12 protein-coding genes are annotated in these 13,360 nt (G+C 46.9%); 9 read left to right on the top strand and 3 right to left on the bottom strand.

Annotation, left to right across the window (positions count from 1 at the left end):
- Window positions 1-58: 58 nt before the first annotated feature.
- Window positions 59-1,246, bottom strand: coding sequence for a 3-phenylpropionate MFS transporter (locus CAG69_RS20300; RefSeq protein WP_005397849.1), 1,188 nt, complete (start codon window positions 1,244-1,246; stop codon window positions 59-61).
- Window positions 1,247-1,476: 230 nt separating this feature from the next.
- Between CAG69_RS20300 and CAG69_RS20295 the strand changes: the two genes are divergently transcribed.
- From CAG69_RS20295 to fis, 9 genes are all read left to right on the top strand, one after another.
- Window positions 1,477-3,303 carry a DUF294 nucleotidyltransferase-like domain-containing protein gene (locus CAG69_RS20295; protein ID WP_161445900.1) on the top strand — a complete coding sequence of 609 codons (1,827 nt, stop codon included), beginning with the start codon at window positions 1,477-1,479 and terminating at the stop codon, window positions 3,301-3,303.
- Window positions 3,304-3,338: 35 nt separating this feature from the next.
- Window positions 3,339-3,968 carry a 3'-5' exonuclease gene (locus tag CAG69_RS20290; RefSeq protein WP_161445898.1) on the top strand — a complete coding sequence of 210 codons (630 nt, stop codon included), beginning with the start codon at window positions 3,339-3,341 and terminating at the stop codon, window positions 3,966-3,968.
- Window positions 3,969-4,205: 237 nt separating this feature from the next.
- Window positions 4,206-6,158, top strand: coding sequence for an acetate--CoA ligase (gene acs, locus CAG69_RS20285; protein WP_006742998.1), 1,953 nt, complete (start codon window positions 4,206-4,208; stop codon window positions 6,156-6,158).
- A gap of 302 nt (window positions 6,159-6,460) precedes the next feature.
- Window positions 6,461-6,910 (top strand): type II 3-dehydroquinate dehydratase, encoded by a 450-nt coding sequence (gene aroQ / locus CAG69_RS20280; RefSeq protein ID WP_005397842.1) that lies wholly within the window; start codon window positions 6,461-6,463, stop codon window positions 6,908-6,910.
- Window positions 6,911-6,971: 61 nt separating this feature from the next.
- Complete coding sequence (accB, locus tag CAG69_RS20275; RefSeq protein WP_005397840.1) at window positions 6,972-7,436, top strand: acetyl-CoA carboxylase biotin carboxyl carrier protein; 465 nt, start codon at window positions 6,972-6,974, stop codon at window positions 7,434-7,436.
- 14 nt (window positions 7,437-7,450) lie between these two features.
- Window positions 7,451-8,794, top strand: coding sequence for an acetyl-CoA carboxylase biotin carboxylase subunit (gene accC, locus CAG69_RS20270; RefSeq protein WP_005397839.1), 1,344 nt, complete (start codon window positions 7,451-7,453; stop codon window positions 8,792-8,794).
- 165 nt (window positions 8,795-8,959) lie between these two features.
- Window positions 8,960-9,847 (top strand): 50S ribosomal protein L11 methyltransferase, encoded by an 888-nt coding sequence (gene prmA / locus CAG69_RS20265; protein WP_005397838.1) that lies wholly within the window; start codon window positions 8,960-8,962, stop codon window positions 9,845-9,847.
- Between the two features lie 139 nt (window positions 9,848-9,986).
- Window positions 9,987-10,955 (top strand): tRNA dihydrouridine synthase DusB, encoded by a 969-nt coding sequence (gene dusB / locus CAG69_RS20260; protein WP_005382505.1) that lies wholly within the window; start codon window positions 9,987-9,989, stop codon window positions 10,953-10,955.
- A gap of 23 nt (window positions 10,956-10,978) precedes the next feature.
- Complete coding sequence (gene fis / locus CAG69_RS20255) at window positions 10,979-11,275, top strand: DNA-binding transcriptional regulator Fis (protein WP_000462885.1); 297 nt, start codon at window positions 10,979-10,981, stop codon at window positions 11,273-11,275.
- Window positions 11,276-11,349: 74 nt separating this feature from the next.
- Here the strand turns inward: fis and CAG69_RS20250 are convergent, their stop codons facing one another.
- Window positions 11,350-12,507, bottom strand: a complete 1,158-nt coding sequence (locus tag CAG69_RS20250; RefSeq protein WP_161445896.1) for an MFS transporter — start codon at window positions 12,505-12,507, stop codon at window positions 11,350-11,352.
- Window positions 12,504-13,360, bottom strand: an 857-nt coding sequence (locus tag CAG69_RS20245) for an ATP-binding cassette domain-containing protein (protein ID WP_161445894.1), incomplete at its 5' end; no start/stop codon positions are given. The genes CAG69_RS20250 and CAG69_RS20245, both read right to left, overlap by 4 nt.

Here is a 13,360-nt window from a genome sequence, read left to right as displayed (position 1 = left end):
TTTAACACTGCTTTCACAACGGAGACAAAGCTTAGTTTTTAACCTTTGTCACAGAAGTCTAATTCTGTGTTTCCAGTGACTTGTCTGATACATCGACCACATGATGTGGCTCTTGTGGTTCGAGCTTGATGAACAATGCCAATAAACCCATCGCGGCCATGCCCCAGAACACAAGTGGTCCCCAGTGCTCATAACCCCAACCGCTCAACACGGTCATCAGTGCGATGAATGCGCCTAGCGGAATCGCGTTATACAATGCTTGCAGCGCCACTATCTTATTCTCTTCCGAGTTTTGGATATATTGAATCGCAGCAATGTGTGCCGTTGCGAAGGTCACGCCATGCAATAATTGAACAATCACCAAAGCAACAATCGACGTTGTCGATGCCGTAATGCCCCAACGCATCATCACACCAACGGCAGCAACAACAAATAACGCGCGCATTGACCAACCGACAAATAAACGCTTGCTCAGCGCAAACACTGCCACTTCGGCTGCAACACCCAAGCTCCACAGATAGCCAATCACATCTTCCGAATGACCTGCGGCTTTCCAGTGAATAGCGCTAAAACCGTAGTAAGCCGCATGACTGCCCTGAATTAATGACACCAACACTAAGAATTTAAGTATCGGCTTGTCAGTCAAAAGAGCACTCAGTTTTGGACGCTCCGCGCTTTGCCCACCAAGCGTAACGGGCATCGGGTTAGTCATACGCATTGAAAATAGCAACGAAACTAATACCCCAGCCATCGCCGTGTACAAGATCATATCAGAGCCAAATTCAGCCACCAGATAACCCACGGCCGTCGAACCCGCAATAAAGGCAATCGAGCCCCATAAGCGCGTACGGCCGTAGTCGAGCATTTTCAGACGAGCGTAGTAGTTTGCCATCGCATCCGATAATGGAACAATCGGTCCACAACAGAGGTTAAATAGCACCGTCGCTAACGCCATTAACCAAAAACTGCCACCTGTAAAAAAGTGAAATCCAACAAATAGGAGGGCAGCGAAACTCAACCAACGTAAAGCAGGCATAAGGTGTTCAACTTTGTGCACTCGTGGGGTGATCACGATATTGGCGACACAACGTGTCGCAAGACCTAACCCAACTAGCAAACCGATGTCGGTCGAAGAGACACCTTGCTCCTTAAACCAAAGTGACCAAAATGGCAGATATACGCCATACGCAAAGAAGAATCCGAGAAAGTACTGGGAAATCCAGCCATACGGAGAAGGTTTCAACATTACTAATATCCTAAAACGGGAACATCAACGTTCGAACCGGGAATTATGGATCGCTATGCGTATTATAAAAAGGGAAGAATAGGCAACTTATCGTTTCCTCGATGGAATACTAACTTTGCGACATTGGCCATCTTAAAGCGAAATCATCGTGATTTAGACCAAAGTCGTCTGGCTTCCGGTAGGAAATTTGTCAGACTTAGAGAGTGTTCCTTCCATCATTGGGTGTTCTCATGCCTGACAAATTTAACATGCAATCTCCACCGTTCGACCGCTTAACCGAAGCACAACAGACACGACTGCGCTCGTCTCTGGACGTTGCCTACTATCGAGCTCGAGATGTAATTTTATCTTGCGGACAGAAGAACCCTCACTTGCATATTCTGATCAAAGGCGCGGTAGAAGAGCGCTCCCAAGATCAGCAGGAAGTGTTCGCGCATTATGCCAACGACGATATGTTTGATGTGCGCTCGTTACTTGAAGACAACGTACGTCATCAATACATCGCACTTGAAGACACGCTCTCCTATCTGCTACCGAAAGACGTCTTTCTGGCGCTTTACAACGAGAATGGTCAGTTTGCGGCCTATTTCGATAACAATTTATCAAAGCGACAAGAACTCATCGAAGCCGCTCACCAACAACAAAACTTGGCAGAGTTTATCCTCACCAAAGTGGACCGCAGCATTTATCACCCACCGATGATCCTTGAGCCAAATACGCCGATTAACGAGGTGACGCACACCCTAAAAGCAAATGGGATCGATGCAGCACTTGTCAAACTCAATGATGACGATCCGCGATTAGAAAAATGGCCCTCGGCTCATCCATACGCCATCGTGACGCGAACCAACATGCTGCACTCCGTGATGTTAGATGGCAGCGCACTCAATACCCCTGTTGGTGATATCGCCACCTTTCCTGTCTATCACGTTGATGATGGTGATTTTTTATTCAATGCCATGATCACCATGACCCGAAATCGAATGAAACGTCTCATGGTATGTGATGGCAACCAAGCCGTCGGCATGCTGGATATGACCCAAATTCTCAGCGCGTTCTCCACCCACTCTCACGTGTTAACGCTCAGTATTGCCAGAGCAAGCAGTGTGGAAGAGCTCGCATTAGCCTCAAACCGCCAACGTCAATTGGTCGAGAGCTTATTGAGAAACGGCATCCGCACTCGCTTTATCATGGAGTTAATTTCCGCCGTGAACGAGCAAATTATCGAAAAAGCGTTCGAGTTAGTGGTTCCACCAGCCTTGCACGATCATTGCTGCTTAATCGTACTCGGCTCAGAAGGTCGAGGAGAACAAATTCTCAAGACAGACCAAGACAATGCTCTAATTATTCAAGATGGTTTGGAATGGCCTCATTGCGAACAAGTGATGCAATCCTTCACGCACACTCTACAACAGCTCGGTTATCCACTTTGCCCGGGTAAAGTCATGGTCAACAACCCGAAATGGGTCAAAACGCAGCAAGAGTGGATAAACACCTTAGACCGCTGGATAGCCAAAGCCGAACCACAACAAATCATGGACTTAGCCATTTTCAGTGACGCCCATGCTGTTGCGGGAAATCGCGAACTGCTGGCTCCAATCGCGACCCACCTTCGCGACACAATGAAAGATCGCATGTTGATACTGTCTGATTTTACTCGCCCTGCCTTGCAGTTTTCTGTGCCCCTAACTCTGTTTGGCAACGTAAAAAGTGCTAAGGACGGGTTAGATATTAAACGCGGCGGCATTTTCCCAATTGTGCACGGCATTCGCACCTTGTCTTTGGAATATGCCATTGAGGAGAAGAACACATTTGAGCGCATTGAAGCACTTCGGAAAAAACGCATCTTAGAGCCTGAAACGGCAGATAACCTCAACGAAGCACTGAAATTGTTCTTTAAGGTTCGCCTTAATCAACAACTCAAAAAGCAAGAAGCATTGAATAACATTGATATTAAACAACTGGATAGAACCGAGCGTGATTTACTTCGCCACAGCTTACATGTAGTGAAAAAATTTAAGCAATTTTTAGGCTTCCACTATCAAATTCGTGATTAACCATGATTTTCATAAATCATACAGAGGCGTAGGCAATGAACTGGTTACAACGCAAATACTGGCACTACAAACTGAAAGGCTCTCCTTATCAGTCGCTTTTTTGCACGCCCGATAAAACGGAATACGTTTCGCTCGACTGCGAAACCACCAGCCTTGATCCAAATCGCGCCGAGTTGGTGACTATTGCGGCCACGAAGATCATCGACAACCGCATCATCACTAGTCAGCCATTTGAAGTCCGCTTATGCGCGCCGCAATCGCTCGATTCTGGCTCAGTCAAAATTCATCGAATTCGCCACCAAGACTTAGTCGACGGGATTAGCGAAAAAGAGGCGCTGCTCGAGCTGCTCGACTTCATCGGCAACCGACCACTTGTCGGTTATCACATTCGTTACGATAAAAAGATTTTAGACCTTGCTTGTCTGAGGCAACTTGGCTTCCCACTTCCTAACCCGCTCATCGAGGTCAGTCAGATTTATCACGACAAGCTGGAAAGACATTTGCCGAATGCCTATTTCGACTTAAGTCTGGATGCCATTTGTAAACACCTCGAACTTCCTATCCAAGATAAACACGACGCTTTACAAGATGCGATTTCTGCCGCTTTGGTCTTTGTTCGCTTAACGAAAGGCGATTTGCCCAACCTAACTGCGCCGTATACATAAAAATCAGTTGACCTAGCTCCCAGAAATACTTTTGTTTCAGCGATTTCACGGCGCTTCCCTCACTCTCATCCTAAAGTCTAATTGTGGAAATACGCGCAGTGACTGACAGTTATAAGCACAACGTCGTCATTACCACGACCAAGTTATTTAGAACCAAAAAACAGCCCTACAAAAACATATTCAAAATCTTATCTAGATTGGTGTAAGGCCGAGAAATAAGGCACAAGGAGAGAAGCCATGAGCGAAGCCCACGTTTATCCGGTAAAAGAAAATATTAAAACTCATACACACGCGGATAATGATACTTACTTAGCCATGTATCAGCAGTCGGTAACCGATCCAGAGGGCTTCTGGAACGAACACGGCAAAATCGTTGATTGGATCAAACCTTTCACCAAAGTAAAAAGCACCTCTTTCGATACTGGCCATGTCGACATTCGTTGGTTTGAAGACGGCACACTGAACGTCTCGGCTAACTGTATTGACCGTCATCTCGCAGAACACGGGGATGACGTCGCAATCATCTGGGAAGGCGATGATCCAGCCGACGACAAAACACTCACTTTCAACGAGCTGCACAAAGAAGTATGTAAGTTCTCCAACGCATTGAAAGAGCAAGGCGTACGTAAAGGCGACGTGGTGTGTTTATACATGCCAATGGTGCCAGAAGCCGCAGTGGCTATGCTCGCTTGTACCCGCATCGGTGCGGTTCATACCGTTGTATTTGGCGGTTTCTCACCAGAAGCTCTCTCTGGCCGTATCATCGACTCTGACGCGAAAGTCGTGATCACCGCTGATGAAGGCGTGCGCGGCGGGCGTGCCGTTCCACTGAAAAAGAACGTGGACGAAGCACTAACTAACCCAGACGTAAAAACCATCAATAAAGTGTTGGTGCTTAAACGTACAGGTGGTGATGTCGAATGGCATGAACACCGTGATGTTTGGTGGCACGAAGCAACAGCTAACGTTTCTGACGTTTGCCCACCAGAAGAGATGAAAGCCGAAGATCCGCTCTTCATCCTTTACACTTCAGGTTCAACAGGCAAACCTAAAGGTGTACTACACACGACTGGTGGTTACCTCGTCTACGCGGCGATGACCTTTAAATATGTGTTCGATTACCAACCAGGTGAAACCTTCTGGTGTACCGCGGATGTGGGTTGGATTACCGGTCACACTTACCTAATCTACGGTCCACTTGCAAATGGGGCGAAGACCATCTTATTCGAAGGTGTACCAAACTACCCAAGCACAAGCCGAATGAGTGAAGTGGTTGATAAACACCAAGTCAACATTCTATACACCGCCCCAACCGCGATTCGTGCGCTAATGGCAAAAGGTGATGAAGCGGTTGCAGGCACATCTCGTTCAAGCCTGCGCATCATGGGCTCAGTGGGCGAACCAATCAACCCAGAGGCGTGGGAGTGGTACTACAAAACGATTGGTAACGAGAACTCACCTATCGTCGATACTTGGTGGCAAACGGAAACTGGCGGCATCTTGATTGCGCCACTACCAGGGGCAACCGATCTAAAACCAGGCTCTGCGACTCGCCCATTCTTCGGCGTCCAGCCTGCTCTTGTCGATAATATGGGCAACATTCTTGAAGATACCGTTGCTGAAGGTAACTTGGTTATCCTTGATTCTTGGCCAGGCCAGATGCGCACGGTTTACGGCGACCATGAGCGCTTTGAACAGACCTACTTCTCAACCTTTAAGGGGATGTACTTCACCAGTGATGGTGCGCGTCGTGACGAAGACGGCTACTACTGGATCACTGGCCGTGTTGATGACGTACTAAACGTGTCGGGTCACCGTATGGGTACCGCTGAAATTGAATCAGCGCTAGTGGCGCACCACAAGATTGCCGAAGCGGCGATTGTTGGTATTCCACATGACATCAAAGGCCAAGCTATCTACGCTTACATTACATTGAACGATGGTGAATTCCCGTCAGCTGAGCTGCACAAAGAAGTTAAAGATTGGGTGCGTAAAGAGATTGGTCCAATCGCGACACCAGATGTACTGCACTGGACGGATTCCTTACCGAAGACTCGCTCTGGTAAGATCATGCGTCGAATCCTGCGTAAGATTGCAACGGGCGATACAAGCAACCTCGGAGACACATCAACGCTTGCCGATCCGAGCGTGGTAGACAAACTCATCGCAGAGAAAGCAGAATTGGCATAAATTCAACCAACTGTTTTAAAAGCACTTTAAAAACCGCCATCACTCATGGCGGTTTTTTGCTTTTGCGCACAAATTAACCACACAACGAACATGGCAATTATGTTGTTTTTGTTAACTTGGTTACAGAAACGAAGGTGGCTATTAGGAGATTAGACCAGTAAATTGCTGCTAATTGCTATGAATTAGCTATAATCTTGGTCGATTTTTTAAAATTTGCTCGGTTTTAACAAAAAATCGTGCTGAACTATCGTATATTTGGGAATATAAACGTTCCACTCACGATAAGGGAAGATAGCAACATAATGTCTGCAAAGTCACGGATTCTTGTTCTAAACGGACCAAATCTTAACCTATTAGGTCTGCGCGAACCGACACACTATGGTCACAGCACCTTAGCACAAGTTGTGGATGCTCTTACGAAGCAAGCTCATAACGCTGGGGTGGAACTGGAACACCTACAATCAAATCGTGAGTACGAACTGATTGAAGCCATTCATGCTGCTTATGGCAAGATTGACTTCATCATCATCAATCCAGCGGCTTTCACTCATACCAGTGTGGCACTGCGAGATGCATTACTTGGCGTCGCCATCCCATTTATTGAGGTGCACTTATCAAATGTGCACGCACGTGAACCATTTCGTCATCACTCTTATCTGTCAGATAAAGCAGAAGGCGTGATTTGCGGTTTAGGCGCACAAGGTTATGAATTCGCTCTGTCTGCCGCGATTAATAAGCTACAGGCAAAGTAACCCTAACACTCTGCAACCCCACGAGGGTTGTCTTAATCACAAGATAAAAGAGAAAGAAAAGATGGATATTCGTAAAATCAAGAAGCTAATTGAGTTAGTTGAAGAGTCTGGCATTGCTGAGCTAGAGATTTCTGAAGGTGAAGAGTCAGTACGCATCAGTCGTCACGGCACTGCAGCCCCTCAAGCACCAGTTCACTACGCAGCAGCTCCAGTAGCGGCACCTGCTCCAGCAGCAGCGGCACCAGTAGCAGAAGCGCCAGCAGCAGAAGCTCCAGCAGCTGCAACGCCTGCAGGTCACCAAGTTCTTTCTCCAATGGTTGGTACTTTCTACCGCTCTCCAAGCCCAGACTCTAAAGCATTCGTAGAAGTGGGTCAGAAAGTAAATGCTGGCGATACGCTATGTATTGTTGAAGCAATGAAAATGATGAACCAAATCGAAGCGGACAAATCTGGCGTTGTTACAGCGATCCTAGCTGAAGACGGCCAACCAGTTGAATTCGACCAACCTCTTGTTGTAATCGAATAAGCGGGGCTTGCCTTATGCTAGACAAAGTAGTCATCGCGAACCGAGGTGAAATTGCACTTCGTATTCTTCGCGCTTGTAAAGAATTAGGTATTAAGACCGTCGCTGTTCACTCGACAGCTGACCGCGATCTTAAGCACGTACTACTCGCAGACGAAACCGTGTGTATCGGCCCTGCTCGTGGTATCGACAGCTACCTAAATATCCCACGAATTATTTCTGCAGCAGAAGTAACAGGGGCCGTTGCCATTCACCCTGGTTACGGCTTCTTGTCAGAAAACGCAGACTTCGCTGAGCAAGTTGAGCGCAGTGGTTTCATCTTCGTTGGTCCAAAAGCAGACACTATCCGCCTGATGGGTGACAAAGTGTCAGCTATCAACGCAATGAAGAAAGCTGGCGTTCCTTGTGTACCTGGTTCTGACGGTCCTCTGGACAACGACGAAGAGAAAAACAAGGCGTTTGCTAAACGCATCGGTTATCCAGTCATCATCAAAGCGTCTGGTGGCGGCGGTGGCCGTGGTATGCGTGTCGTTCGCGCAGAAAAAGACCTAATCCAAGCGATTGCAATGACGCGTGCTGAAGCAAAAGCAGCGTTCAACAACGATATGGTTTACATGGAGAAATTCCTAGAAAACCCTCGTCACGTTGAAGTGCAAGTTATCGCTGACGGTCAAGGCGGCGCAATCCACCTTGGTGAACGTGATTGTTCAATGCAACGTCGTCACCAAAAAGTAGTGGAAGAAGCTCCAGCACCAGGTATCACTGAAGAGATGCGTAAGTACATCGGTGAACGTTGTACTCGTGCATGTATCGAAATTGGCTACCGCGGCGCAGGTACGTTCGAATTCCTATACGAGAACGGTGAATTCTACTTCATCGAAATGAACACTCGTATTCAGGTAGAACACCCAGTAACAGAAATGGTTACCGGCATCGACCTAATCAAAGAACAGCTTCGCGTTGCGGCGGGTCAACCTCTGTCATTCACTCAAGATGACATTAAGATCCGTGGCCATGCGATTGAGTGCCGTATCAACGCAGAAGACCCAGAACGCTTCCTACCATCTCCAGGTAAGATAGAGCGTTTCCACGCGCCTGGTGGCATGGGTGTGCGTTGGGAATCACACATCTACTCTGGTTACACAGTACCGCCTCATTACGATTCAATGATTGGTAAGCTAATCACGTACGGTGAAAACCGTGATGTGGCGATTGCACGCATGAAGAATGCTCTGGGTGAGATGATCATCGAAGGCATCAAAACCAACGTGCCACTGCAATTCTCCATTATGAATGACGAAAACTTCCAGCATGGTGGTGCAAACATCCACTACCTAGAGAAGAAGCTCGGCTTACAATAAGCCTTAGCTAACGTCTTAAAAAATGCCCACACCCGTGGGCATTTTTGTTTTGTATGTACTCTAAGCATTCAACAGATAAGTAGGCTTATTTGGGTATATACTCAAACAAATCGTAGAGTTCTGGTAAACTCTGCGCCACTTCATTCACTTTAAGAGCAAAAACCAATGCCTTGGATTCAAATCAAACTCAACGCGACCAATGAAAACGCTGAGCAAATCGGCGATATGCTAATGGAAGAGACTGGCGCGCTGTCTGTTACATTCTTAGACGCGCAGGATACACCTGTATTCGAACCTCTACCTGGCGAAACTCGCTTATGGGGCGATACTGACATTCTGGCACTGTACGATGCAGAAGCAGACACCAACTTCATCATCGACCAAATTAAAGCGAGCAATATGCTGGCTGACAATTTTGCTTACAAAGTAGAACAGCTTGAAGATAAAGACTGGGAACGCGAATGGATGGAAAACTTCCACCCAATGAAATTTGGTGAACGCCTATGGATTTGTCCAAGCTGGCGCGACATTCCAGATCCTGACGCTGTTAATGTTATGTTGGATCCTGGCCTTGCATTCGGTACGGGTACTCACCCTACAACAGCACTTTGTCTTGAGTGGCTAGAAAGCATGGACTTAAGCGGTAAGACCGTTATCGACTTCGGTTGTGGCTCTGGCATTCTGGCGATCGCGGCGATCAAACTGGGCGCTGAAAAAGTGATAGGGATCGACATTGATCCTCAAGCACTGCTTGCTTCGAAAGACAACGCAGAGCGTAACGGCGTTGCCGACAAACTAGAAGTTTACCTTCCTCAAAACCAACCAGAAGGTCTGATTGCAGACGTGGTTGTTGCTAACATTCTTGCTGGCCCATTGCGTGAACTTGCACCAATCATTAAAGGCCTAGTTAAACCAAATGGCGACCTTGCAATGTCTGGCGTATTAGACACGCAAGCCGAAGATGTTGCGAACTATTACCGTGACGAGCTTCACATTGACCCGATTGTTGAGCAAAGTGAATGGTGTCGCATCTCTGGTCGTAAGCAAGGCTAGACAAGGTTTTCAGAGCTAATTGTTTGAAATTCATACAATTTACAAAAACAATTTGTAAATGCTCAAATATTAGTCTTTTCACGCAGTGAAAAAATGCGTAAAATGCGCGCCCTTGCTGGTACAGAACTGTGATGACGTTTTGAAAATCGGAAACTATCAACTTAAGAACAATCTAATCGTAGCCCCTATGGCTGGTGTAACGGATAGACCGTTTCGCGAGTTGTGTCTTCGCTATGGTGCGGGAATGGCCGTCAGTGAAATGATGTCTGCTAACCCAAAACTATGGGGAACGTCAAAGTCGAAACAGCGCATGGTACACGAGGGCGAATCGGGCATTCGCTCTGTACAGATTGCGGGTTCCGATCCACAGCTTATGGCGGACGCAGCTCAATTCAGTGTTGAGAACGGTGCACAAATCATCGACATCAACATGGGCTGCCCGGCAAAAAAAGTGAATAAGAAGCTAGCGGGCTCTGCTCTGCTTCAATACCCAAACATTATCGAAGAGATTTTGAAAGCGGTCGTGAATGCAGTGGACGTTCCTGTAACGTTAAAGACTCGAACTGGCTGGGATACAGACAACAAGAACTGTGTCCAGATCGCTAAATTAGCCGAAAACTGCGGCATACAAGCTCTTGCTCTGCATGGCAGAACGAAAGCATGTATGTACAAAGGTGAGGCCGAATATGACAGCATTAAAGCGGTAAAAGAGGCGATTTCAATTCCGGTTATCGCGAACGGTGATATCGATAGCCCGGAGAAAGCCAAATTTGTACTGGAGTACACCGGTGCGGACGCTTTAATGATTGGACGCCCTGCCCAGGGTCGTCCTTGGATTTTCCAGGAAATCCATCACTATTTGGAAAACGGCACCACAATGGAGGAGCTTCCAACTGAGGAAGTGAAAACCATTATGCTTGGTCATGTAAATGCTCTGCATGAATTTTATGGGGAGTTCTTAGGTCCACGTATCGCGCGCAAGCACGTTGGGTGGTACCTGAAAGAGCATGAACAGGCAAGTGAGTTTCGCCGTACCTTCAACGCTATCGACGCAGCTCCGCTGCAAATTGAGGCGTTAGAAGGTTATTTTGATAACGTTGCATCATAATTAAGAGAAGAGCTAGACCGAATATGTTCGAACAAAATCTGACTTCAGAAGCATTAACAGTAACTACAGTAACGTCACAAGACCAGATTACTCAGAAGCCTTTACGTGACTCTGTTAAAGCGTCTCTTAAAAACTACCTTGCTCAACTAAACGGCCAGGAAGTAACAGAACTATACGAATTAGTTCTAGCTGAAGTTGAACAGCCACTATTAGATACTATCATGCAGTACACTCGCGGTAACCAAACTCGCGCGGCAACTATGATGGGTATCAACCGCGGTACTCTTCGCAAAAAACTTAAGAAATACGGCATGAACTAAGACCGGCTTTCAAAAAGTATTTGGAACAAGCCGTTACCTTTTTAGGTAACGGCTTTTCTTTATCTACTAAAACACTACGAATAACGCTCACTTTGTTCAGCATTACCAATTGGCTTTAATATAACTACCGCTGAGCCAAACAATAACAAAGCCACGACAGCGACCCATTCACTACCTACAGAATAAGCAAAGCCCGCCAAGGCAGACCAAATCGCGACACCAAAGTGCATCATACTCATTCCAGAAGACATCAGCACACCTCGATGTTCATCAGATAAGCTTGCTATATGTGCTTGTAACGCCGGAGAGCCTACCCCTCCAGCAAGAGACCAGAGCACTAGAGCTGGAAGATAAGCGGTCACCGTACTCATCTCATTTGAGAACACCCATGCACTGCAAGGTATGCACACCATTAAAGCCACTCGCATAACGGCTCGAGAGCTACCAAGCCAACGGCAAGCTCTCCCCACGCACATATTTCCAACCACACTCACGATCCCTAGAGCAGCATAAATAGCGCCCACCCAACCGAGCGCCAACTCGCTGGTATCTCGAATATGAAGGCCTATCAGGTTAAATACACCAATACCTCCCCCTAGGCCTAAACACATCGCTAGAATAGCCCTCAACGCGCCTGGAAGATGAATGACGTCTGTGATAGGTGGCAGAGTATCTGACTTCTTGGACTCATTATGCTTGTTGTTCATGAACACTACGCTCATGGCACCGACAAGAAGAGCCGCAACGCCCAAAATAATAAAAGCGGCACGCCATGATAAAAGCTGGGTCAGCAATGCTCCGATCGCTGGGCTGGTTATCATACCCAGCGTTAATCCCGCCTGAACCATCACAATTTGACGCATCGCTCTATTACCCTTCGCGTCTCCCGCCAACGCAAATGCAATTGGCAACATGCCTGCACTTGCAATACCTGTGATCACTCGACTTGCAATCGCAAGTTCAAAATCATGAACTATGCCCGTCGTAATAGACGCAACCCCAAATACGAAGCAAGCAGGCAACATGATACGAATACGCCCAACCCGGTCTGATAAACGTCCCAGGTAAGGAGCGCAAATTGCTATAGCTAAACTATATGCCGTAATAAATAACGTAACCTCACTCGGTTGAACACTTAAATCATTTCCGATAGGTTCAAGAATAGATCCAAGCATCAACTCATCAGCACCAACAAGAAAAGCAACAAGAAATAGGATCATGGACTGCATCATAGCGCCACCTCCTGTTCTGTTTCCGATTCAGCATAAGTGAGCAACGAAATATCTAAAACTCTATCAGGCCAAGATTGTAAAAACGCCTTCTCATGAGATACCACAATCACACTACCAGAAAAGCGCTGGAGAGCCTCTTTAAGCGCATTTTTACTGCTGCTATCCAAATGTGTCGTTGGCTCGTCCAACAGCAAAACATTGCATTTCTGGACTGATAAACAACAAAGTTTCACGCGAGTTTGCTCACCTCCACTTAATGTATCTAGGTGGCGCTGCGTCTTATCTCCGGTGACCCCAAAGCGAGCTAATATCTTGCGTGATTCTTTGCTTGATATCGTTGGATCACAAGAGCATAGCTCCTGCTCAGGCGTGTGCTGAGGGTGACGCCAAGACAAATCTTGAGAAAAATACCCAATCATTGCACCTTTTGCCAATACCACCTCACCAGAGAGCGGCTCGATCTCCCCCATAAGGGTTTTAAGCAAAGTCGACTTACCTACGCCGTTAAAACCAGAAACGACCAACTTCTCCCCGCGCGCTAACGTGATATCAAGCGCAGGAAGCAGAGGCTGCTGATAACCTATCTTCAACGCTTTTGCGTCAATCACATACTGTTGCCCAATAGGCTGGTGAGCAAAGTCAAACATCGATACTTTCTCTATATGATTCAGTTGAATACGTTCGATTTTATCCAGTTTTTTCTTGCGTCCCTTAGCAAGACTCGCGTTAACTCCAGCGCCATTTTTGGCAATAAATTGCTCTAACTTTCGAATTTCATTTTGCTGAGCCTTATATTGCTTTTCTAACAAAGCACCGTCGTGATTCTTTTGCTGCATTGCTTTGACATAAGTGC

It is taken from the genome of Vibrio sp. V43_P6S15P86 (assembly GCF_009904725.1).
Taxonomy (GTDB): domain Bacteria; phylum Pseudomonadota; class Gammaproteobacteria; order Enterobacterales; family Vibrionaceae; genus Vibrio; species Vibrio diabolicus.
The sequence above is the reverse complement of the archived record's forward strand: the minus strand, read 5'-3'. Positions and strand labels throughout refer to the sequence as shown.